We start from the raw sequence: 22775 nt of genomic DNA, 5'->3' as shown, positions 1-22775 counted from the left end.
ATGGCGCGGACGCTGCAGGAGCTGCTGGACGAGCGAGGGAACACCGTCGAGATGCTGCGCGATTCGCAGCTCGGCACCTACATCTATCCGGTCGTACCGGCCGAGTTCTCCAACTGGCGCCGGGAGCAGAAGGCGTGGCGCGAGACGGCTGTGCTGTACGACCAGACGCACCACATGGTCAACTTCTTCGTCTCGGGACCGGATGCGCTCAAGCTGCTGAGCGACACGGGTATCAACTCGTTCGCGAACTTCCCGCTGAACACCGCGAAGCAGTTCGTGCCGACCGCATCCAACGGCGGGGTCATCGGCGACGGCATCCTCTTCCACGAGGCCGAGAACGAGTACGTCTACGTCGGCCGCGCGCCGGGCGCCAACTGGCTGCAGTTCCACGCAGAGACCGGCGGATACGACGTCGAGTTCCGCTACGACGACCGCTCGCCCTCGCGCCCCTACGGCGCCGCGGTCCACCGTGACTACTACCGCTTCCAGATCCAGGGCCCGAACGCCTGGGACATCATCGAGAAGCTCAACGGCGGACCGCTCGAGAAGGTGCGCTTCTTCCACATGGGCGAGATGACGATCGCCGGCGAGAAAGTGCGGACCCTCCGTCACGGGATGGCGGGCGCTCCCGGCCTCGAGATCTGGGGCCCGTACGCGCAGCACCAGAAGATCCGCGACGCGGTGCTCGAGGCGGGCCGCGAGTTCGGCATCGAGCCCTGCGGCTCTCGCGCCTACTCCTCGAACACGCTCGAGTCCGGATGGATTCCGTCGCCGCTGCCGGCGATCTACACGGGTGAGGCCGAGCGCGCATACCGCGAGTGGCTCCCCGCCAACAGCTACGAGGCGATCAATGCGCTCGCGGGGTCGTTCGTGTCCGAGAACATCGAGGACTACTACCTGAACCCGTGGGAGCTGGGCTACGGCTCGTTCGTGAAGTTCGACCACGACTTCATCGGTCGCGATGCGCTCGAGAAGATCGACCCGGAGACCCAGCGCAAGAAGGTCACGCTCGCCTGGAACGACGAGGACCTGGCCAAGATCCTCACGAGCGTCATCGATCGCGAGGGCGTCGGGTACCAGTTCTTCGACCTCCCGAACGCCAACTACGGCTCGTCGAACTACGACGCGGTCATCGACGCCGACGGCAACAACGTCGGGCTCTCGCTGTTCACCGGCGTCACGGCGAACGAGAAGCGCGGACTCTCGCTGGCGACCGTCGATCGCGACGTGCCGGTCGGTGCCGAGGTGCGCGTCGTCTGGGGCGAGCCCGACGGCGGCTCGAAGAAGACCACGGTCGAGCCGCACGACCAGATCGCGGTGCGCGCCGTCGTCAGCCCCGTGCCGTACGCGGTCACCGCCCGCGCCGAGTACCAGGGCGGGTGGCGCACCACCGGAAGCCTCTGAGCGAGCGACCCGCGCGACGAAGGGGTCGCGCGGGTCGCTCCGGAAACCCAGGCACCTCGGCGCCGGCGTGACGCCCCCGCATCGCTCGAGACATGGGGGCGTCACGCATGTCAGGCCGTCCGCTCGCCGTGGATGGCCTCGAACCGGCCGGAGGAGCCGCGGATCGCGTGGGCGACGGTCTTGAAGAGCCAGTCCAGCGCAGCGGGATGCTGAGAGCTCGACCGTCGATAGAGCGCGATCTCCACGGGTGGCATCTCGAACGGCAAGGGGCGCACCACGAGCGGCCAGGTCTGTGTCCATCCGAGCGCGATCGTGTCCGGCAGCGTCGCGATGAGATCTCTACTGCGCGCGAGAAGCGGCGGAAGCGACGCGAGATGGTTCACGGCGATGCGGGCATCGATCTCGATCCCGTGCGCGCGTCGCGCCTGGGCGAGGGCGGGTGCGCCGGAGTCGCTGGCGACGGCGACGTGGGAGGCGGCGGCGTAGGCGTCGAGCGTGAGCGGCTGGTCGGCCAGTGGATGCGCGGCCGACATCGCGACGCCGTAGCCCTGTGACTTCAGAACAGTGCGCCCGAAGGGGCCCGGCACGTGCGAGGGTGTCACCGCGAGATCGACGACGCCGCGGCCCAGCCAGTCGGGAAGGGCCGCCACATCCATCGGCACGACGTCGATCCGCATCCGGGGGGCCTCAGCACGCACAGCCCGGACGATGGCGGGGAGCCACCCGATCTCGCCGAGCTCGGACAGCGCGATGCGGAAGGTGCGGTCGGAGTCGGCGGGAGCGAACCGGTGCACGCCGTCGAGAGTGCGGTCGACGGCGGCGAGGGCATCGCGGAACCCCGGGTAGACGCTGTCCGCCAAGGGGGTGGGCTCCATCACGCGGCCGACGCGTCGGAACAGCGGGTCATCCAGCTCGCGCCGCAGGCGTCCGAGCGCCTGGCTCACCGCCGGTTGGGTGACGTAGAGGCGACGCGCGGCGCTCGTGAGACTCCGCGTCTCGGCGATCGCCACGAACACGCGGATGAGGTTGAGATCCACCGACTGCTCCCGACTGAGGCATCGTTGCCTCCGCATAAGTATCGGTAATCGAAATACGCCCTGTCGATGCCTTCGGGTTTCTTAACCTGTGGAGGCGGGCACGGCCGCCCGTCCGAACGAGGGAGTTCACATGTCCGCATCCGCTTTCGACGCCATCGCCCGGGTGGGAAACCCGGTCGACCTGCTGCGCAACGCACAGAGCAAGCCGACGATCTTCCCGGTGACCCCGGAGTTCAGCAACTGGCGCAGCGAGCAGCGTTCGTGGCGGGAGAGCGTGGCGCTGCTGGATCAGTCGCACCACATGACCGACCTGTTCATCTCGGGTCCCGATGCGCTGCGGCTGCTGAGCGACACCGGCGTGAACTCGTTCGCCCGGTTCCCGGTGGATGCGGCGAAGCAGTTCATCGCGGTCAACCACGAGGGCTACCTCATCGGCGACGCCATCCTGTTCCACCTCGAGGAGCAGGTGTTCGATCTCGTCGGCTGGTACATGGTGCTGGACTGGGTGCAGTTCATCGGCGAGACCGGCGACTACGACGTCACCTTCGAGCGTGACGCGAACACGCTGATGCGGGAGCCCGGTGTGAACCCCGTGTTCTACCGCTATGAGCTGCAGGGCCCGCACGCTCTGGCTCTCATGGAGAAGCTGACCGGCGCGCCCGTGCCGCCCACGAAGTTCTTCGGCATGGCCACGTTCGAGATCGCCGGCGTCACGGTGCGCTCGCTGCGGCACGGCATGGCCGGTCAGCCCGGCTTCGAGCTGTTCGGGCCGTGGGCGGACGGCGCCCGCATCCGCGAGGCGATCATCGCTGCGGGGGAGGAGTTCGGCCTCGTGCTCGTGGGGGCGAAGGCGTACTCGTCCGCGAACCTCGAGTCGGCGTGGGTCCCCTCGCCGCTGCCCGCCATCTTCTCGGGCGAGCAGATGGACGACTACCTCGCGTGGCTGCCCGCCGCCCGCCTCGGCTCTCTCGCCGGCAGCTTCGTGTCGGGCCGCATCGAGGACTACTACCTGACCCCGTACGACCTCGGCTACGGCCGCAGCGTCGCGTTCGATCACGACTTCATCGGCCGTGCCGCCCTCGAGGCGCACGCCGCCGCCGAGCAGCGGGTGAAGGTGACGCTGGTCTGGAACGCCGACGACCTCGCCGCCGCGCAGCGCTCCCTCGTCGAAGATGGGCTGCCGGCCAAGTACATCGACTTCCCGAAGGCGCGGTACGGCCTGTATCAGGTCGATCGCGTGCGTGCCGACGGCGTGGATGTGGGCATCTCCCACGACTGCGGCTACATCACGAACGAGCAGGCCTTCGTGTCGCTCGCGAGCATCGCCGCCTCGCACGCGGAGCCCGGGACCGAGGTGGTGTTGACGTGGGGTGAGGAGCCCAACTCCGCCAAGCCCGCCGTCGAGCGCCACCGGCAGGTCGAGATCCGCGCAACCGTCGCCCCCGCGCCCTACTCCCGCTTCGCCCGGGAGAACTACCGCGCGGGGTGAGGGGAGGGGGCGGGTCACACCCTCGCCCGGCTCGTCCCGCATCCGTGTCTCAGTTATGCGCGTGACGCGCTCTATCGGCGTGAACGAGTGAGACACGCAGGACCCGGCACCCCATCCTTGTCTCAGTTATGCACGCAATTCGCCCGGCAAAGGTGAACAGTTGAGACACGCAGCGCAGCGCGCGGGAGCGGTCGCGGTGCGCCTGCTGCAGCGGCAGCTGGTGCGCTCGCCAAGCGGCAGCCCGTGCGGCCGCTCGGGCGCGCGGAGTCACGCGGGGCGGTGGCCCTGCTCGTCGAGTGATCGGCGGGCTCGCCGCAGGAGCTCGGCCAGCGTCTCGCGCTCGGCGTCGTCGAAGTCGGCGAGCATGAGGTCCTCGACCACAGCGATCTGCGGATCGAGGGAGGCGAGGGCAGCGGCGCCCGCATCCGTCAGATGCAACAGGATGCGCCTACCGTGCGCCGGGTCGCTCTCTCGGCGAACGAAGCCTTCGGACACGAGCGGGTCGATGATCCCGGCCATCGTCTGCGCGCGCACGAAGGAGCGACGGGCGAGCTCGGAACTGCTGATGCCGGGGCGTCGATGGAGCACGGTGAGTGCCGTGTACTGAGCCCCCGTCATGCCCGCCGCCGCGCACGCGGCGAGGAACCGCGGACGCAGGGCGAGCTCGAGCTGCTTGACCATGTAGACGAGACTGCCTCGCTGTGCCGACATCCGGGCCTCCTCCGCGGCGATCACGCTAGCGCACCCGCGACGGGAATCTCGCAGCGCGCGTCCCGCTCACTCGCCGGACGCGACGACCCGAGCGCCGCGGACGTCGACGAGAAGTGCTTGGCGTCGCGGAGCGGTTGCAGGCGGTGGTCGCCGCCATAGGTGTGGAGGATGCGGTCGATCAGTTCCGGCGGGTACGGCGGGAGCAGCCCGTCGGCGTGGGGAACGATGGTCGTGTCGATGAGCGCGAGACCACGCGTGTCGCGCAGCAGCGGGCCGTCGGCGGGATCGTCCATGAGTGACGCGGGAGCGATGTCCGGGCCCGCGATGATCGATCCGGCACTCGTCCCGATGTACGGGAGACCGGCACGCACGTGGTCGACGATCACGGCGTCGTTGCCCGTCGTCTTGAGTGCCTCGAGCAGAGCGAAAGTGCTCCCGCCGGCGACGTACAGCGCATCGAGAGCGCCGAGGGCCGCATCCAGCTGATGCGGCTCCGCATCGCGCGCGATGATCTCCCGCACCTCATGGCCCAGAGCCGAGACTCGCGCGCGCTCCGCCGCCACGAACGGGGCACCGGCCATTCCGGCCTGCGCATCCGTCACGTAGCCGATCGTGAGTCGGCGATCCGGGCCTCCGCTCGCGTCGGCCAGGAAGGGAGCGAGTGCCCCGGATTGCCAGGACAGCAGCAGAAGCCTCATGCTTCGACGCTACGCGGAGCCCCCGACGCCACGGTGCGCGGGTGTTGACGGATATCCGCGTACGCTCTACTGTTTCAGGCATCCTGAAATAAGCGCGACGATGCGCAAGGAGGACACCGTGGCCGAATCCACCCGACTCTCGCTCACCATGGCCGATCTCGCCGGTTCCGCCGGCCGGACGTTCGGACCGTCGTCGTGGCGGCGGATCACGCAGGACGAGGTCGACCTCTTCGCGCGCGTGACCGGCGACGACAACCCCATCCACCTCGACGCCGAGGTCGCCGCGGCGACACCGTTCGGCACGCGCATCGCCCACGGTTTGCTCACGCTGAGCCTGGTCGTACCGCTCATGGCAGAGGTCTTCGAGGTCGAGGACGCCGGCATGGGCATCAACTACGGCCTCAACCGCGTGCGCTTCCCCGCCCCGGTCCCCGTCGGCAGCCGCATCCGGGTGTCAGGAGAGGTGCGGACCGCGAGCGAGGTCGCCGGCGGGGTGCAGATCGAGGTGCCGGTGACCTTCGAGGTCGAGGATGCGGCGAAGCCCGCGTGTGTGGCGGAGCTGGTGCTGCGCTACTACCACTGACGCGCCGCGCGGACGCCGTCGTCCGCGCTCGGCTACCCGCCGCCGCGGGCGGCATCGGACGAAGGAGTTCGGATGAGAGGCCACTACAGCGACGTGTGGCAGGAGGTCGCGCGTGCATTCGGTGACCGACCCGCGATCGTCACGCCCAACGGGACCATGACCTACGGCCGCTTCGCGCGCGACGCCGGCGCGCTGTCGGGACACCTCGCGCAGGCCGGGCTCCGTCCGGGGGACTCGGTCGCGATCCTGCTCTACAACCGGCCCGAGTACCTCGTGACGCTCTTCGCCTGCTTCGCCAGCGCGATCGCGCCCGTCCCGCTGAACTATCGGTATCGCGCGGTCGAGGTGCGCGCGCTGCTCGAGGACTCCGGCGCGAAAGTGCTCGTCTACCCCACGTCGCTCGCGGATGTCGTGCACGATGCCCTCGAAGGTTGGGCGCACGCCCCGGAACTCATCGTCATCGACGACGGACCGAGTCCCGTGCCCGCGGCCGGGACGACGTGGGCGGATGCGGTCGCCGCACCGCACGAGCTTCTCCCGACACCGCCGGAGGGGGCGGAGCTGCGCCTGTACACCGGCGGCACGACGGGCAAGCCCAAGGCGGTGGTCTGGGCAGCCGAAGACATCCTCTCGGTGCAGCTCTACTCCATCTACGGCACGGCGGGGCTCGAGGTGCCGACTTCCATGGCCGAGGTCGTCGCCGCCGCCGCCGACCCACCGGTCACCCGCACGCTTCCGCTCGCGCCTTTCCTGCACGGCACGGCTCTGTTCACCTCGATGAACACCCTCGTGCTCGGCGGCACGGTGCTCATCCTGCCGTCCGCGCGGTTCGACGCCGACGCCGCGGTGGGCTTCGCCCTCGACGAGCGGGCCACACGTCTCATCATCGCCGGAGACGCCATCGGGCTGCCGCTCGTCGACGCGCTCGAACGCGCGGGGGCCCCGGGCTTCGGCGACGTCCATTCGATCATCAGCTCGGGTATGCGGCTCAGCGCCCAGGTGAAGCGCCGGTTCCACGAGCGAGACGACATCGTCATCACCGACCTGCTCGCCTCGACGGAGGGCGGTCCCTACGCCGTCAACGTCACCGCATCCGCCGACGATCTCCCGGGCGAGTTGCGCCTGCTGCCGGGCGCGGTCGTGCTCGACGAGGACCTCCAGCAGGTGCAGCACCTCGACGGCGGACGCGGCATCCTGGCGTTCCGCGGCACGCTGCCGAAGGGATACTTCCGCGACGAGGAGAAGACCCGAGCGACCTTCCCGGTCATCGACGGTGTGCGCCACGTCATGCCCGGCGACTGGGCTCTCTCGCACGGTGACGGAACGCTCGAGCTGCTCGGCCGAGGAAGCTCCGTCGTGAACACGGGCGGTGAGAAGGTCTATCCCGTGGAGGTGGAGGAGGCCCTGCTCGCCTTCCCCGCCATCGGCGACGCCGTCGTGTTCGGGATGCCCGACCAGCGCTACGGCGAGGTGGTGACCGCCGTCGTCGTTCCCGCCGACGGGGCGGTGATCGACGCCGAGGCTCTGCGCACGCATCTGGACGCCCGCCTCGCCGGGTACAAGAAGCCGCGGCACCTCGTGATCCGCGACACCCTCGCGCGCAGCCCCCACGGCAAGGTCGACCTGCCGCGGCTCAAGGCCGGGCTGCAGGCGCTGGTCGGCGGCGTCGATGCTCCGACCGGCACCATGCGCATCGTGCACTGACGTCCCTATCCATCCACGACGGTCAAGGAGGACCGCTCATGACACAGAACGACTCGGCCGCGCCGGCCGCCGTCGACCCGGGAATGGCCCGTGAGTCGCGGCGGGTGATCGGCGCGACCTTCCTCGGCACCACCATCGAGTGGTACGACTTCTTCCTCTACGCCGCCTGCGCCGCGCTGGTGTTCGGTCCGCAGTTCTTCCCGTCGGACGATCCTGCCGCAAGCCAGCTCGGCGCCTTCGTGACCTTCGCCTTCGGATTCGTCGCGCGCCCCTTGGGCGGGATCCTCGCGGGACACTTCGGGGACCGCATCGGACGCAAGCGGATGCTGGTTCTCTCCCTCTTCGTGATGGGCGGGGCCACGGTCCTGATCGGCCTCGTGCCCAACTTCGAGGCCATCGGCATCGCCGCCCCCATCCTCCTCGTCCTGCTGCGTCTGGCGCAGGGACTCGGCGTCGGCGCCGAATGGGGAGGGGCCGTGACGATGGCCATCGAGCACGCGCCGCCGCAGCGCCGGGCGCTCTACGGAGCGGCGCCGATGATCGGCCTGCCCGCCGGGCTCATGCTCGCGAACCTCATGCTGATCGTGCTGCTCGCTGTCACGGGGCCGGCTTTCCAGGCGTGGGGGTGGCGGATCGGCTTCGTCATCAGCGTCGTGCTCGTCGTCGTCGGTCTGTGGACCAGACGCCGGCTCGGCGAGAGCCCCCTCTTCGAGTCGGCCGTGAAGAACGCGCCCGCCCGCGTGCCCTTCATGGAGGTCTTCGCCCGGTTCACCCCGCAGCTGATCGTGACGATCGTGATCGCGGGCGTCCCGTCGATCCTCTCCTACCTCGTGCTCACGTGGGCGCTGAGCTACGGCACCGCCCAGTTGGGCTATGGCCAGAGCGCCCTGCTGTGGATCGGGATCGCGTGCTGCGTGCTGCAGATCGTCATGATCCCGCTGCTCGCACGGATCGCCGATCGTCGGGGCCTCGTGCCGATGGGAGTGCTGGGCGGCATCCTCATGGCCGCGACGGCGATCGTCTTCTTCCTCCTGTTCAACACCGGAGAGATCTGGCTCGCCGCAGTGGGCACGATCCTCGCGCACGCGTCGACGTCGTTCGCCTGGGCGGTGGTGCCGCCGATCCTCACGCGCACCTTCCCGAGCCGACTCCGTTACTCGGGCGTGAGCATGGCGTATCAGTTCGGAGCGATCGTCGGCGGCGGCATCGCGCCGCTCATCGCGACCTCGCTTCTGGCGGCGACGGGCTCGACCACACCCGTCGCCCTGTACGTCGTGGGCGCCTCCCTGCTGATGGCCGTCTGTACGATCGCGTGGGGGAGGTTCCGCCCGCCCGTGGAGGACCCTGCTTGACCCTCACGCGGCGTGAGGGCGCACGGTGGTCCCATGAGCGACTTCTACAACGCCTTCGACATCAGCCCCGTCCCTGCTCCAGGGCCCGATGCCGTCGCCCCCGAGCTGTACCGCGGGATCTACGGCATGCCCATGTTCGTCACGATCCCGACCACCGATATCCCCGCATCCGTCGACTTCTGGACCCGCGGACTGGGCTTCTTCGAGCTTTTCGCGATCCCGGGGCAGCTCGTGCACCTGCGCCGGTGGGCTTTCCAGGACGTGCTGCTGGTCCCGGCCGGATCCGCGGAGCAGGCGCTGCCGGCCATGACCGTCAGCTTCGCCTGTGTGCTGGCGCAGATCGAGAACATCGCGGATGCGGTGCGCGCGCTGGATGCGGCTGCGACGAAGGCCCCGCGCGACACCGCATGGAACACCCGTGACATCGAGGTGCTGACGCCCGAGAACGTCCGCGTCGTGTTCACCGCGGCCAAGCCGTTCGATCCGACCAGCGAGGGGACGGTCGCGCTGCGCGCCGTCGGCATCGGCGTCGAGGGAGGTGACAATGGTGAGCATGTCTGACGGGAGCGACCTGAGCGTCGGACAGGCGGCCCATCGGCTCGGTGTCACGGTGCGCACTCTGCACCACTGGGACGAGATCGGGCTCGCCAGGCCCTCGGTACGAGAGGCCAGTGGGTACCGCCGGTACGCCGGCGTCGACCTGGAGCGGCTGCAGCGAATCGTCCTCTACCGCGAGCTCGGGATCGGGCTCGACGATGTCCGCATCATCCTCGACGGCTCGGCGCTCGAGGCCGCCGACGTGCTCCGCATGCAACGAGCACGGCTGGGGGAGCGCATCGAGGAGCTGCGGCGCCGCGGCGACGATGTCGAGCGGATGATCGACTCGTACGAGAACGGCCTCACGCTCACGGTGCGCGAGCAGGTGGAGACGTTCGGTCCCGAGTGGGATCCGCGGTGGCCGCTGCAGGCGCGCGAGCGATACGGCGACACCGCTCAGTGGCAGCAGTACGCGGAACGCACGGCCAAGCGGGAAGCGGCGGACTGGACGCGCATCGCGCAGACCGTCAGCGCGCTGCACGCGCAGCTGGCGGCTGCGGTCGACGCCGGAGTCGAGCCGGGCAGCGAGGGTGCGAACGCGCTCGTCGATCGGCACCGCGAGGTGTTCTCGCAGTACTTCTCCCTCACGCGCAGCATGCAGGTCTGCCTCGGCCGCATGTACGAAGCGGATCCCGCCTTCACCGCGCACTACGACGCTGTGCGACCGGGGCTCGCCATGTGGCTGCGCCGTGCGATCGATGCCCGTGCCCGCAGCGAGGGTCTCGATCCCGACACCGCCACCTGGGAATGACCCGCGCTCTCCCCTCCCCTTCCCGCGAGACAGCATCTCTGCGACGAGATCACTGTGTTTACCCGTGATCTCGTGCGGGAGATGGGCCCACGCGCCTGGAGGCTCCGCGTCCGGGCACCGGGCGTGGAGAGGGCGTGGGGACAGTCTCGCGGCTGGAAGGAAGGAAGGAGGCTCAGTCGAGCAAGCGGAGGCGGCGGAGCTTCTTGTGGCCGAGAACGGCGGCGACCGGCTTCACGAAGACGATCTCGCCGAAGCGGTAGTCCGCCCCTCGGGCGAGTCGTGCGGCGAGGTCGGGTCGCAGCATCCAGAGATATCCGCGGGCCAGCTCCGCGTGGATCGAGTTCGACACGATCTTGATCACGTCGGCGGACTCGATCAACGGGATCGCGTTCTCGATGTTCTGCCATGTGGACCGGCTCTCTGACTCCAGCACGCAGGGGCCGCGGTAGCCGAGCTCGTCGCGGGCATACGCCTCCATGATCTCCGCCTCGGGGACGGGGCCCTCCACCGTCCCGCCGCAGAACACCAGGACGGCGCGGGTCGCCGCAGGGTTGATCGAGCGGATCCCCGCCCGCACGCGATAGCGGTTCTCGCGGTTGGCTCTTGGACCGCGGTTGCCGTAGCCGAGAACGATGATGGCCTCCGTCCCCCGCGCGAATGGTGAGCCGAGGCGTCGCCTGCTCGCGCGCCAATGCGTGGCCTCGCCGAAGGCGAGCACCGTGAGCACCGCGACCGTCGCGGCGGCCAGGGCGGAACGGAGCGGACGCACGTGTTCAGGATAGGAGCCGCGTCACCGCCGCGAGACTGCACTTCTGCGACGAGATCACGGGTGAACACCGTGATCTCGTGCAGGATATGCAGTCTCGCGCGGAAAGGTTTGGGGGTCGTTGCTCAGGCGGACTCGCGCCCGAGTCGCTCGAACCATGCCAGCGTGCCGCGGGTCATGTCGTCGGGGGTACCCAGCTCGTCCAGCAGGCCCAGCGCATCGCGCACCTCCTGCTCGCGGCGCGTTCGATGTGTGTGGGTGCCCGTGATCAGACGCTCGACGAGAGCCGGCGCGTCCGGGCCCAACTCCGCGGTGAGCTGCCCACGCATCCAGTCCGCCGCATCCGCTGCCTCCGCGGCAGTGAGCGTTTCGATGAGGAGGGTCGCGAGGCCCTTCATGAAGACGCTCCGCACCATCTTCAGCCGCGCGGCAGCTCCCACGGGCGCATCGATCGTGTCGATCGGAACGCCGAGCGGTCGCAGCAGTCCTGCGAGGCGGACGGCGCCCGCACCGCTCGCGAGCAGCGGTGTGCGGGCGCCGGCGCGCGTGACAGGGGCGAGCACGGCCACATCCGCCATGCGCACGCCGACGCGTGCGGCGACCTCTGCGACCTGGGACTTCACCTCCGGAGCCGCCGTGTTGAAGTCGGCGTACAGCGCGCCCGCGTCCAGCAGCGGCACGACCTGCTCGGCCACGGACACGGCGGCGTGCGCGCCCACGAGACTGATGGTCACCTCGGCGGCGGCCACCGCCTCCACAACGGAGCCCACGCGGGGAACGGCGGGATCGTCTGCGCGCGGGTCCGGATCGTAGCCGCGGACCGCCGCGCCCGCCCGGGAGAGGTCCACGGCATAGCGGCGCCCCGCCTCGCCGAGCCCGATGACGGCGACGCGTGTCACGTGCGGACCTTCGGTGCCGCATCCGCACGCTCGGCGAGATCGGCGATGTACGCCCACGACCTCGCCGAGACGCCCGCATCCGGGCGCGGACCGTGTACGACGGCGGCATCGTCGAGGCCGGAGCCGTACAGGGCGCGCAGCGCACGGGTGATCCCGGCCGAAGCCACGCGCAGGGTCTCGAGAACGGCCGCGGCCGGCGAGCCGTCATTGGGCACGACGGCGCCGAGGGCGGCGTACACCTCGCCTTCGGGGCCCCGCACCGGGACGGCCATGCCCCGCGACTCGAGGTGGATGTGGCCGGATGCCACGGCGAAGCCCTCGGAGCGGATGCGGGCGAGTTCGGCGCGGAGAGCCCGCGGATCCGTGATCGTGAACGGCGTGTACGCGCGCATCGGACTGCGCAGCACCTCGTCCACGACGCCCGCGGGTGCATGCGCGAGCAGCACGAGGCCGTTCGAGGACGCGTGGAGCGGGATGCGGCCGCCGATGAGCGTCGCGTTGACGACCGCATCCGGCGCCGACATCCGCTCGATGAACAGCACGTCGAGCTCGGCGCGGACCCCGAGCTGCACGTGCTGGCGGATACGGGCGTGGGCCGCGGCGAGCCACGGACGTGCGACCTCGCGCAGTCCGAGCGCGCCGGGCGTGCGTGAGGCGTACTCCCACAGCCGCACGCCGAGCCGGTAGGTGCGATCCGGCAGCCGCTCGAGCAGTCCCTCCTGCGTCAGCTCCGCAACCAGCCGGTGCGCCGTGGACACGGGGATGCGGGCGGTGCCGGCGATCTCGCCCAGCGTGAGGAACGGGTGCAGGGCGTCGAAGGCGTCGAGCACCCGGAGGTGCCGGTGCAATGCCGACTCGCCTGCCGATCCGCGCGCCATCGCGACTCCTCCCGCTACCGGGACCCTACCCCGCGCCGGGCGCCTCGGCGCGGGGTAGGCCGCGCTCAGGCGCGATAGACCGTGCGCGCCCACTCGTGGTAGGGAGCGGGAGCGACCGTCGCCCGCACGGTCACCTGGCGGTGGTTCTGATCGACCGAATCCTTGGCGGAGATCGGGTCCTCGCCCCACACGATCTCGACCTCGTCGCCGTCGGGGATGTCGGCGTCGAGGGTGGCGAGCGACATGTACAGCTGGTCATAGGCGATGTAGCCCGCATCCGTCGAGATGCCGACGCGCTCGCCACCGCGGCGCACCTCGTCCATCTGGTACAGCCCGTAGCGCGCCTTGGGGAAGTCGAGGAACTTCGCGGGGGTGCCGGGCTCGAGCTGCGAGCGCACCACGGCTGCGACGTCGTCCGCGTTCCAGAGCAGAGTGACCTTGCGTCGGCGGGGGTTCTCCGCGTGCCGCTCCAGCGCCTCGCGGCCGTGGAAGTCGTGGTCGAAGCGCACCGAGCGGCCGAGTCCGATGTCGTACGGCGTGAGGTAGAAGTCGCGCACGTCGTCGGAGGTGAGCGAGCCCGCGACCGAACCGATCCGCTCGGCCGGCAGCCACGACCGGTACTCGGCCATGTCGTCGTCGAAGACGGCGGGGAAGGGCGTGGGCACCCAGCCAGACTCGAGCGGTGTGGCCGAGTAGGCCTTCGCACCGACGCGACGGATGCCGAACTCCTCGCCCGCATCCAGAATCGTCTGCAGCACGTGCTCGTTGTCCGCCCAGGGGCCGAAGAACTCGAAGCCCGGCTGTCCGGCCATGCCGTGTCGCAGGGCCTTCACGGCGCGGCCGCCGATGGTGACGTCACCGATGTGGAAGAACTTGATGTCGGGCGCCGGGCCGCCGAACAGCTTCTCCATGACGCGGTCCGCCTCCGGGCCCTGCAGCTCGTAGCGGTAGAAGGTGGGCGGTCCCTGCCGCATGTGCGAGTTCGGCTCCAGGCGCTGGTGCACGTCCTTGCCCTGCGCCGCGGCCTTCTCGAGGGTGAACCGCACCCAGTCGATGAGGATGTGATGGCCGATGAGCACGAGCCCCTCGGGTGCGTCCTCGTTGTAGAACAGGATGCCGTCGCCCACGAGGTAGCCGGATTCGTTGACGCTGATGAGCTGCTTGGCCACGCCCGGGCGGAACGTGGCGAAGGTGTTGGGCGAGATCGAGGAGAGCACCTCGATGAGATCGCTGCCGCCCAGGAAAAGCTGCGTCATGTGATGGGACTGGTCCATCAACGCGACCGTTGTGTTCCACGCGCGCTGTTCATCGCGCCAGTTCGTGAACTCGGGGGCGACCGGGAACGTGAACGCCGGCCAGTTCTGGTTGCGCAGCAGTTCGAGCGGGTTTCCGGTGCGTTCGATCGCCGCGGCGAGGGATTCGGATGTCATCGTCGACCTTCCTTTCGTCGAGCCGAGCATGCGCCGCTCGCGACCGGTGATGGGGTCGATTTCCGTTCATGCGAAATTTCGGAGGCGTCGAGCGTCGCCCGCGAGAAAGTGTGATCAGAACGTGCCCCGGAATGCACGCCAAAATCGTTGACAATATTGGGACGACTCCGTACCGTCCCAGGAACGGGGCGAAACCCCGGTCTCGCAATGACGCGACGACACGGAAAGGCGGCCATGGCGGCTCGACTCACCCTCAAGGATGTGAACCTGCGGTTCGGCGGGATCACCGTGCTGCACGATGTCGGCTTCGACGTGGAGCCCGGGCAGATCTTCGGACTCGTCGGGCCCAACGGCGCCGGGAAGACCTCGCTGTTCAACTGCATCAGCGGGCACTACCGGCCCAGCTCGGGCTCCATCACTATCGACGGCGACGAGGCATCCGGACAGACCCCCGCGCGCCTCGCGCGACGCGGGCTCGCCCGCACCTTCCAGCATCCTGCGCTGCAGCTGCACGCATCCGTGCTCGAGAACGTGATGCTGGGCGCGCACACGCGCCTTCCGGGAGGCCCCGGAGAGTGGGCGATCCGCACGCCGCGCACGTGGCGCTCGGAGCGGGAGATGCGCACCGAGGCGCTGCGGCTGCTGGAGCGTTCCGGCCTCGGCTGGGCGGCGAACCGCCACGCCGACGAGCTCTCGCACGGACTCCACAAGGCGATCGAGCTGTGCCGGGCTCTTATGTCGCACCCGAAGCTGCTCCTGCTGGATGAGCCGGCGGCGGGCCTGCCGCACTCCGAGGTCGAGCAGCTCATCGCGACCGTCCGCGCCATCCGCGACGAGGATGACATCACCGTCGTCATCGTCGAGCACCACATGGGGCTCATCGCGGCACTGACCGACCGTGTGGTCGTGCTCGATCACGGTCGCAAACTCATGGAGGGCTCTGCCGCCGAGGCGCAGAGCGATCCCCGGGTCATCGAGGCATATATCGGCAAGGAGGCCGCCGATGACGCTGCTTGAACTCATCGACGTGACCGCCTCGTACGGTCCCGTCCAGGTGCTCGACGGAGTGTCGCTGAGCGTGCCCGAGAAGGGGGCCGTCGGCATCCTCGGGGCGAACGGCGCGGGCAAGACGACCACGCTCCGCGCGATCAGCGGGATGGTTCGCACGACCGGCACCATCCGCTTCGACGGGCGCGACATCCGCGGGATGCGCCCCGAGAAGGTCGCCTCGATCGGCATCGCCCACGTGCCTGAGGGGCGCGGCACTCTCGGGGCCCTGACGGTGCGCGAGAATCTGCGGGTCGGCGCGTACCAGCGGCGCGACCACAAGGCGATCCAGGGCGACATCGACTACTGCCTCGACCTGTTCCCGAATCTCAAGGAGCGCTACCGCTCGCACGCCTCCGCGCTCTCCGGAGGAGAGCAGCAGATGCTCGCCGTCGCCCGCGCGTTCATGGCGCGTCCGCGCCTGCTCCTGCTCGACGAGGCGTCGCTGGGTCTCGCCCCGAGCACCGCGCGCACCGTCTACGACGCCATCGCGAGGCTCCGCCGGGAGTCGGGCATCGCGATGCTCGTGGTCGAGCAGAACGCGACGCTCGCCTTCCGTCTGGTCGACACCGCGACCGTGCTCGAGACCGGTCGCAACGTCCTCACCGGCACGTCGGCCGAGCTCAAGGGCATGGACGAGATCCGCCGCGCTTACCTGGGAGGCTGAGAGTGGGAACCTTCATCCAACTCGTCATCGACGGGCTGTCCATCGGCTCGGTCTACGCCGCGCTCGCTCTGGCGATCGTGCTCGTCAACCAGGCGACCGGCCTGATCAACTTCGCCCAGGGCGGGATGGCGGTGCTCTCCGCCTACCTCGCCTGGTGGTTCACGGGGATGGGGGTCCCGCTGATCCTCGCGATCCTGCTCTCCGTGGGCGTCTCGTTCCTGTTCGGCGCCGTCGTCGAGCGGTACCTGATGCGTCGCTTCGAGGGCGGCGACCCCGACACCGCCGTCGTGGTGACGATCGGTCTGCTGACGCTCATCACCGGCATCTGCGGCTGGCTCTTCACCTACAACAACCAGCAGTTCCCCTCGCTCTTCCCCCTCGACACGATCTCCGTGCTGGGAGCGTCGGTGAGTGTGCGCTCGATCGGGACGACCGTGGTCATCCTCGCCATCATGATCCTGCTGCAGGCGCTGTTCGCCGGCACGAAGCTGGGCCTGGCGCTGCGGGCGGTCGCGGTGAACCCGCAGTCCGCGGCCTTCTCCGGTCTGCCGGTGAGCCGCCTGCTGATGGTCGGCTGGGGGCTCGCGGCGGGTCTCGGCGCGGTGGCCGGCGCGCTGGTCGCCCCGCAGCTCACGCTCACTCCCGGGATGATGGACAACGCCCTCGTCTACGCGCTGGCCGCCGTCATCCTCGGCGGACTCTCCAGCCCCGTCGGCGTGGTCGCGGCGGCATGGATCATCGGCGTCCTGGAGAACCTCGCCGCGGTCTACGTGCCCTTCATCGGCTACGACCTCAAGGTCGCGGTGCCCTTCGCGCTCATCTTCGTCGTGCTGCTCGTACGACCACAGGGCTTGTTCGGTCGCAGAACGGTGGTGCGTGTCTGATGGCTTCTCCCGCATCCGTTCTCTCGCGTCGGTGGGTACGCGTCGTCGTCGTCCTCGCGGTGATCGCGCTGCTCCTGCTCCTTCCACTCATGCTGCCCGAGTTCGCCAACCAGACGATCGCACGCATCGGCGTCTTCGCCGTCGCGGTGCTGGGTCTCAACGTGGTCATGGGCTACACCGGGCAGGTCTCGCTCGGGCAGATCTTCTTCGTCGGGCTCGGTGCCTACGTCACCGCGTACGGCGTGCAGAACGACTGGAACATCGCCCTCGTCTTCGTGCTCAGCATCCTCATCCCCGGCGTCGTCGGGCTGGTCATCGCGCTCGCCGCCGCACGGCTGGGCGGGCTCGCCATCGCGATGGTGACGATCGCGCTGCCGATCGTCGGCGTCCCGCTGGCCAAGCGGCTGTCGGATCTGACCGGCGGGTCGCAGGGCGTGTCCGCGCGATTCACGGACGCGCCGGAGTGGACCGGGCTGTACGACGATCAGTGGCAGCTGTATCTCGTGATCATCATCGGCGGCATCGCCTTCCTGCTCACCCGCAATCTGGTGCGGGGCAAGTACGGCCGCGCCTTCGCGATCGTGAAGGACAACGAGGCGGTCGCCGCGGCGATGGGCGTCTCGCCCTATCGGTACAAGGTGCTCGCGTTCACCGTCGCCTCCCTCATCGGCGGCGTGAGCGGCTTCCTCTACATGGTCGTCGTGCAGTACACCTCGCCCGAGACGATGAGCTTCGGGCACTCCATCCAGCTGCTCGCGGCGATGGTGATCGGCGGCGCCGGGAGCATCATCGGGTCCGTGTTGGGTGGCGCGTACTACGTGCTCGCGCCGCAGCTGACGAACCTCGTCGACCCCAACCTGACGGCCGTGCTCCAGGGCGCGCTGCTGCTGCTCGTGCTCTTCGTCCTGCCGGGAGGACTCGCATCCCTCCCTGCCCGACTGAGACGGATGCGGCGTCGCCCCGATCGAGGACCGAGCCACCCATCGTCCGGCGACCTTCCCGCGTCGCCCGGCACCGAGGGAACCACCACAGAGAGGCAGAATCACCCATGAATCTGAGGAAGAGGAGCGTGCTGGGCATCGTCGCCCTGACGTCCGCTCTCGCACTGACCGTCGTCGGATGTTCGCGCGGCGGGGGAGGCTCGGATGCCACCGGCGGCGCCGCGGCGGCGAGCCCCGGCATCACCGACACATCCATCAGCCTGGGCATCACCACCCCGCTCAGCGGCGGGACCGCGGGTCCCGGCACCTGCACGGTCGCCGGTATCACTGCGTACTTCGGCGCGAAGAACGCCGAGGGCGGCGTGACGTTCGGCGACGGCAAGACGCGCACGGTCGACATCAAGGCGCTCGACGACGCCTACGACCCGCAGAAGGCCAAGGCCAACTACGACCAGCTGAAGGACAGCGTCTTCGCGATGACGGCGGGCCTCGGCACGCCGACCAACCGCGCCTACCGCGAGGCGGCCATCGCCGACGAGGTGCCCCAGGTACTCGTCATGACCGGCGACCCGATCTTCAGCGAGACGAACGACAGCCCCTGGCAGCTCGGCTTCGTGCCGATCTACCAGAACGAGGGCGAGGCCTTCGGGAAGCTCTTGGCCGCATCCGGTGAGAACCACAAGGTCGCCGTGCTCTACCAGAACGACGACTACGGCGAGGGCTACCTCGAGGGCTTCAAGAGCGCGGTCGAAGGTGCGAGCAACATCGAGATCGTCAAGGAGCTCACCTACGAGGCGACCGACACGGCCGTCGACGCGCAGCTGACGGAGCTGGCGAGCTCGGGCGCGGATGTGTTCTTCAACGCGATGTCGATCACCCCGCTCGTGATCTCGTCGCTGCAGAAGGCGCAGCAGCTCGGATGGAGCCCGAGCTGGTTCCTGCCGTCGAACACGTCGAGCCCGACCGCCATCCTGCAGCCCGGTGGCGCTGACGCGTTCCCCGGCGTGTACTCGGTGTCGTTCTCGAAGGCGCCCGCGAGCCCCGCATTCGCCGACGACGAGGATGTGCAGACCTTCCTCACCGACCTGAAGCAGTACGCCGACTACCAGGACATGCCCGCCTTCCCGCATTGCATGTGGAGCTTCATGGTCGGGGCGACCCTGGAGCAGGCCTTCGAGAAGATGACCGAGCCGACGCGCGAGAACTTCATGGAGGCCCTGCGCTCGATCAGCGACTTCCAAGCGCCGCTCATGCTCGACGGCACCGCCGTCGACACCACCGTGGACGGTCAGCCGGCCGTGTCGTCGGTGGTGGTGCAGAAGTACAACGGACAGGGCTACACCACGGTCGAGTCCTTCGGCTGACCCGCATCCGCTGCTAGATCCCGCGAGACTGCACTTTCGTCACGAGATCACGGGTAAATCCCGTGATCTCGTGCGAAAGATGGAGTCTCGCGGGCGTTGTGGCGAGGACGGCGACGGATGTGGTCAGGCGACCGATGCGGTCAGGCGACGGATGCGGTCAGTCGAGCGAGCGGAGGATGTCCACGATGCCGGCGAGATGCCGGCGGGTGGCGGACTCCGCCGCATCCGGATCGCGGGCGACGATGGCGTCGATGATCGCGATGTGCTCGGGTGCGGACTGCGCGGCGCGTCCGGGGTGGAAGGCGAGACGGAACTGGTGCCGCGCGGACTGCGCACGCAGGCGCTCCAGGAGCTGGGAGGCGGTGGCGTGCCCGCTGAGCTCGCGCAGGCGCCGATCGAGTTCCTGGTTCAGTCGCGAGTAACCCACCAGGTCGCCCAGGGCGATCGCCTGCTCGATGTCGGATCGGAGCACGCGGAGGCCTTCGATGTCGTCGTCGTCGACCCTCTCGGCCGCCTTGCGGGCGCAGAGCGACTCGAGTCCCATGCGGACCTCGACGATCTCGACCGCCTCGTCGACCGTGATGGCCCGCACCCGCGCTCCGCGGTTGGGCAGGCGCTCGACCAGGCCCTCTCCCGCGAGGGTGAGCAGCGCGGTGCGCACGGCTGCCCGCGGCGACGCGAAGCGTTCGCTGAGGTCGGCCTCGATGAGCCGCTGGTGCGGGGCGAACTCGCCGCCCAGGATCGCGTCGCGGATCTGAGCGGCCAGCTCAGGACGCGCCGACGGATCGACCTCGTCCGTCACGGAGGGAAACGTCATCGTCATCCCCTTCTCGGGCGGAAACGCCGCACCGGATCGTCAACACTATTGTGTCCGATCCGTGCCCGTCACGGGGTGGAGGGTGCGGCGAGGCGCCAGGTCGCGTCGGGGATGTCGCCGAGGGTAGCGACGGTGACCACGCGAGCGGATGCGGCGCTCGGCTCCAGATGAGCCACGCAGCCGTGCCGGGCCTCCACCCTCACGGCCACCCCGTGCGGGCGAAGCACCGTCATGAGTGCATCGGCGATCTGGTGTCCGAGGCGCTCCTGCAGCTGGGGCCGCCGGGAGGCGAGCTCGACGAGCGTCGCGATGCGGCTGAGGCCCGCGATGTGACGCACCGGCGCGTAGAAGACGTCGACCGTCCCCTCGAAGGGGAGCAGGTGATGCTCGCACACCGAGCGGAACGGGATCGCCGTCATCCCGACCAGCTCACCGGGGTGCTCGTTGTCGGTGAGGGCGACGGGTGCACCGAGCGCGGACGCCGGGTCAATACCAAGTCCGGAGAACAGATCGAGGAAGAGATCCGCCACCCGCTCGGGGGTGCGGGTGAGCCCGAGACGGTCGGCATCCTCGCCGACGGCCTCGAGGAGCTCGCGAACGGCCGCGACCGCCCGGGCGCGGTCGGTGCGCGCTGCCGTGTCGATGGTCATGATGCTCCTTCTGCGCCTTCGAGGCGCTCGACGAGGGCGAGGCCGCGCTGCGCCCACGAGATCTCGCCCCGCGCCCGCTCGACGAGGCCCTCGTAGGCGAAGCGCTTGTAGGCGATCGTGCGTTCCCTGTCCTCCTCGGCGGTGACCGCGAGCCGGCGCAGCAGCATGGGGTTGTCGACGGCGTCGATGCGCGCCAGTTCGCCCTCCCACTGCTCGAGCTCGCTCTCCCACTGGGCGATGTGCGCCCGCAGGAACGCGCGGGAGTCGGCGGGCGTCCCCGCTTCGAGGTAGGCAGCGCGCAGATGGGCGGGGTCGCGCACGCGCTGGTAGTCCAGGGGTGCTGACATCCACGCGAGGAAGGCCGTATCCCCCTCGGGGGTGATGTGGTACATCCGGCGGGTGCCGCGCTCGCCGCGAGCCTGTTCCTCACCGCGCACCAGGCCCTCGGCCTCCATCTTGCGAAGCTCGGGATAGATCTGGGAGTCCGGGGCGTGCCAGACGTGCCCGACCGATACGGCGAACTGCTTCTGCAGGTCGTAGCCGGACTGGGGTCCCACCCGCACGAGGGCGAGGAGCGCGTAGCGCAGGCTCATCCGCCGATCTCCTTCCGAGGTGTGGCTCTGAGGCTATCCATAAACGCCGACGCGGGGCCCGGCAGGACCGGGCCCCGCGTCGGCGTCGACGTCAGCCCTTGTAGCCGGTGCGCCAGCCGCCCTGGTAGGTCTGGCGGGCGACGGTGGAGTAGGGCACGGGACTGACGACCACGCGCACCTCGGTCTGCTCGTGCGGCTCGACGGAGGCCTTGGAGGTGCCGCCGTTCGGCTCGCCCCAGACGACCTTCAGCTCGGTGCCCTCGGGCACGTCGGGGTCGACCGTGCCGAGCGAGAGCCCGCGACGCTCGTTCGCGCTGTAGCCGGTGAACATCGAGAAGCCGACGACCGTGCCGTCCGCATCCACGACCGAGTCGTAGTTCGCAGAGCCGTAGTTGGCCAGCGGCAGGTCGAAGAACTTGTAGTTGGGTCCGTCGACGTTCAGCAGCGAGCCCCAGACCTTGGCGAGGTCCTCGGCGTTCCAGGCCAGCGTGACCTTCTTGCGCTGGGTCGAGGGGTCGATCTTCTCGAGCGCGTCGCGACCGATGAAGTCGTGGTCGAACTTCACGAACGAGCCGTATCCGAGCTCCCACGGGGTGAGGTAGTAGTCCTCGATGTTGTCGGAGACGAAGGAGCCCGCGAGGGTTCCGGTGGCCTCGTAGCTGTCGACGCCGAGCCACTCGCGGTAGCCGCGCTCCGCCTCGCCCGAGTAGATCGCGGGAAGCGGCGAGGGGATCCAGCCGGACTCGAGCGTGTTCGACGGGTAGGCACGCGACCCGACCGGCACGAGACCGAACTCGGCGCCGGCCTCGACGATCGCGTCGCGGATGGCGTCGTGGTCCTCGTAGGGACCCCAGATCTCCAGGCCCGGAGCGCCGGCCATGCCGTGACGGAGGGTGCGCACGGTCTTGCCGGCGATCGTCATGGTCGACATGTTGAAGAAGCCGAGCTTCTCCAGCGGGCCGCCGTTGAGCTTCTCGATGACGTCCCATGCCTTCGGGCCCTGGATCTGGAACCGGTAGTAGCGGCGCGTGACGGCGTGGCCGTACGGGCGTGAGGGCGAACGGCGGTCGACCTGCACGTCGAGGTTCTGGTAGCCGCCGGTCTCGCCGTGGTACATCAGCCAGTTGGATGCGGGCGCGCGTCCGACGTAGACGTACTCGTCCTCGGCCTCGCGGAAGAGGATGCCGTCGCCGATCACGTGGCCGCTCGCGGTGGTGGGCACGTACTGCTTGGCCTTGTTGACCGCGAAGTTCGCGACCGAGTTGATCGCGGTGTCGCTGATGAGCTTGATCGCGTCGGAGCCCTTCAGGAACACGTTGTCCATGTGGTGGGACTGGTCGTAGAGCACGGCGGTGTTGCGCCAGGCCTGCTGCTCCTTGATCCAGTTCTGGAAGTCGGCGGGGACGACCGGGTAGATGTAGGAGCCGATCTGCGAGTTGCGCAGCATCTCGACCGGGTTGTTCTGGTCGATGAGTTCCTGCAGGTTGCTGGCCACGATGAACCTCTCTGTTCG

The 22775-nt window shown here is 69.3% G+C and carries 23 protein-coding genes; 12 read left to right on the top strand and 11 right to left on the bottom strand.

Translation table 11 applies throughout. The features are described 5' to 3' along the window. The gene (locus tag QE377_RS06360) at positions 1-1404 is read left to right on the top strand and encodes an aminomethyl transferase family protein (RefSeq protein ID WP_307320793.1); all 1404 of its coding nucleotides are present in this window, start codon (positions 1-3) and stop codon (positions 1402-1404) included. A 110-nt stretch (positions 1405-1514) separates the two neighbouring features. Here the strand turns inward: QE377_RS06360 and QE377_RS06355 are convergent, their stop codons facing one another. After that, positions 1515-2441: a LysR family transcriptional regulator gene (locus QE377_RS06355; protein ID WP_307320790.1), complete on the bottom strand. Its 927-nt coding sequence runs from the start codon at positions 2439-2441 to the stop codon at positions 1515-1517. A gap of 130 nt (positions 2442-2571) precedes the next feature. Here QE377_RS06355 and QE377_RS06350 point away from each other — a divergent pair, with 130 nt between their 5' ends. Continuing rightward, positions 2572-3930, top strand: coding sequence for an aminomethyl transferase family protein (locus tag QE377_RS06350; RefSeq protein ID WP_307320786.1), 1359 nt, complete (start codon positions 2572-2574; stop codon positions 3928-3930). A 267-nt stretch (positions 3931-4197) separates the two neighbouring features. On the opposite strand, the gene QE377_RS06345 is transcribed toward QE377_RS06350, so the two are convergent. After that, entirely contained in the window at positions 4198-4641 is a 444-nt protein-coding gene (locus QE377_RS06345) for a MarR family winged helix-turn-helix transcriptional regulator (RefSeq protein ID WP_307320783.1), read from the bottom strand. 20 nt (positions 4642-4661) lie between these two features. After that, positions 4662-5339, bottom strand: a complete 678-nt coding sequence (locus tag QE377_RS06340) for a Type 1 glutamine amidotransferase-like domain-containing protein (protein ID WP_307320780.1) — start codon at positions 5337-5339, stop codon at positions 4662-4664. Between the two features lie 118 nt (positions 5340-5457). On the opposite strand from QE377_RS06340, the gene QE377_RS06335 reads away from it, so the two are divergent. From QE377_RS06335 to QE377_RS06315, 5 genes are all read left to right on the top strand, one after another. After that, positions 5458-5922 carry a MaoC family dehydratase gene (locus QE377_RS06335; RefSeq protein WP_234073915.1) on the top strand — a complete coding sequence of 155 codons (465 nt, stop codon included), beginning with the start codon at positions 5458-5460 and terminating at the stop codon, positions 5920-5922. A gap of 72 nt (positions 5923-5994) precedes the next feature. Then, positions 5995-7626, top strand: a complete 1632-nt coding sequence (locus QE377_RS06330; protein WP_307320775.1) for an AMP-binding protein — start codon at positions 5995-5997, stop codon at positions 7624-7626. A 38-nt stretch (positions 7627-7664) separates the two neighbouring features. Then, positions 7665-8978: an MFS transporter gene (locus tag QE377_RS06325; RefSeq protein ID WP_307320773.1), complete on the top strand. Its 1314-nt coding sequence runs from the start codon at positions 7665-7667 to the stop codon at positions 8976-8978. Between the two features lie 33 nt (positions 8979-9011). Next, positions 9012-9539 (top strand): VOC family protein, encoded by a 528-nt coding sequence (locus QE377_RS06320; RefSeq protein WP_307320770.1) that lies wholly within the window; start codon positions 9012-9014, stop codon positions 9537-9539. Beyond that, positions 9532-10326 carry a MerR family transcriptional regulator gene (locus QE377_RS06315; RefSeq protein ID WP_307320767.1) on the top strand — a complete coding sequence of 265 codons (795 nt, stop codon included), beginning with the start codon at positions 9532-9534 and terminating at the stop codon, positions 10324-10326. Before QE377_RS06320 ends, QE377_RS06315 begins: the two co-directional genes overlap by 8 nt. 172 nt (positions 10327-10498) lie before the next feature. Here QE377_RS06315 and QE377_RS06310 read toward each other — a convergent pair whose 3' ends face one another. From QE377_RS06310 to QE377_RS06295, 4 genes are all read right to left on the bottom strand, one after another. Beyond that, positions 10499-11095, bottom strand: a complete 597-nt coding sequence (locus tag QE377_RS06310; RefSeq protein WP_307320764.1) for a YdcF family protein — start codon at positions 11093-11095, stop codon at positions 10499-10501. A 122-nt stretch (positions 11096-11217) separates the two neighbouring features. Further along, complete coding sequence (locus tag QE377_RS06305) at positions 11218-11991, bottom strand: NAD(P)-dependent oxidoreductase (RefSeq protein WP_307320762.1); 774 nt, start codon at positions 11989-11991, stop codon at positions 11218-11220. Continuing rightward, on the bottom strand, positions 11988-12869 hold the full coding sequence (locus QE377_RS06300) for an IclR family transcriptional regulator (RefSeq protein WP_307320759.1): 882 nt from the start codon (positions 12867-12869) through the stop codon (positions 11988-11990). The genes QE377_RS06305 and QE377_RS06300 overlap by 4 nt, the downstream gene beginning before the upstream one ends. 65 nt (positions 12870-12934) lie before the next feature. Beyond that, positions 12935-14299, bottom strand: coding sequence for an aminomethyl transferase family protein (locus QE377_RS06295; RefSeq protein ID WP_307320757.1), 1365 nt, complete (start codon positions 14297-14299; stop codon positions 12935-12937). Between the two features lie 234 nt (positions 14300-14533). On the opposite strand from QE377_RS06295, the gene QE377_RS06290 reads away from it, so the two are divergent. The 5 genes from QE377_RS06290 to QE377_RS06270 are packed head-to-tail and all read left to right on the top strand — an operon-like array spanning position 14534 to position 19202. Continuing rightward, positions 14534-15316, top strand: coding sequence for an ABC transporter ATP-binding protein (locus tag QE377_RS06290; protein ID WP_307320755.1), 783 nt, complete (start codon positions 14534-14536; stop codon positions 15314-15316). After that, entirely contained in the window at positions 15303-16013 is a 711-nt protein-coding gene (locus QE377_RS06285) for an ABC transporter ATP-binding protein (protein WP_307320752.1), read from the top strand. Before QE377_RS06290 ends, QE377_RS06285 begins: the two co-directional genes overlap by 14 nt. 2 nt (positions 16014-16015) lie before the next feature. After that, entirely contained in the window at positions 16016-16897 is an 882-nt protein-coding gene (locus QE377_RS06280; RefSeq protein WP_307320750.1) for a branched-chain amino acid ABC transporter permease, read from the top strand. Next, complete coding sequence (locus QE377_RS06275) at positions 16897-17949, top strand: branched-chain amino acid ABC transporter permease (protein ID WP_307320747.1); 1053 nt, start codon at positions 16897-16899, stop codon at positions 17947-17949. The genes QE377_RS06280 and QE377_RS06275 overlap by 1 nt, the downstream gene beginning before the upstream one ends. 17 nt (positions 17950-17966) lie before the next feature. After that, entirely contained in the window at positions 17967-19202 is a 1236-nt protein-coding gene (locus QE377_RS06270; protein WP_307320743.1) for an ABC transporter substrate-binding protein, read from the top strand. A gap of 157 nt (positions 19203-19359) precedes the next feature. On the opposite strand, the gene QE377_RS06265 is transcribed toward QE377_RS06270, so the two are convergent. The 4 genes from QE377_RS06265 to QE377_RS06250 all read right to left on the bottom strand — a co-directional run bounded on the left by QE377_RS06265 (position 19360) and on the right by QE377_RS06250 (position 22757). Continuing rightward, the gene (locus QE377_RS06265) at positions 19360-20019 is read right to left on the bottom strand and encodes a GntR family transcriptional regulator (protein WP_307320740.1); all 660 of its coding nucleotides are present in this window, start codon (positions 20017-20019) and stop codon (positions 19360-19362) included. Between the two features lie 68 nt (positions 20020-20087). Continuing rightward, positions 20088-20669 carry a GTP cyclohydrolase I gene (folE, locus tag QE377_RS06260; protein ID WP_307320738.1) on the bottom strand — a complete coding sequence of 194 codons (582 nt, stop codon included), beginning with the start codon at positions 20667-20669 and terminating at the stop codon, positions 20088-20090. Next, positions 20666-21262, bottom strand: coding sequence for a PadR family transcriptional regulator (locus QE377_RS06255; protein ID WP_307320736.1), 597 nt, complete (start codon positions 21260-21262; stop codon positions 20666-20668). Before QE377_RS06255 ends, folE begins: the two co-directional genes overlap by 4 nt. A 91-nt stretch (positions 21263-21353) precedes the next feature. Beyond that, the gene (locus QE377_RS06250; protein WP_307320734.1) at positions 21354-22757 is read right to left on the bottom strand and encodes an aminomethyl transferase family protein; all 1404 of its coding nucleotides are present in this window, start codon (positions 22755-22757) and stop codon (positions 21354-21356) included. Positions 22758-22775 lie beyond the last annotated feature (18 nt).

The sequence above is a fragment of the Microbacterium sp. SORGH_AS_0862 genome (assembly GCF_030818795.1).
Classification (GTDB): Bacteria; Actinomycetota; Actinomycetes; order Actinomycetales; family Microbacteriaceae; genus Microbacterium.
This window is presented reverse-complemented; position numbering and strand designations above follow the sequence as displayed.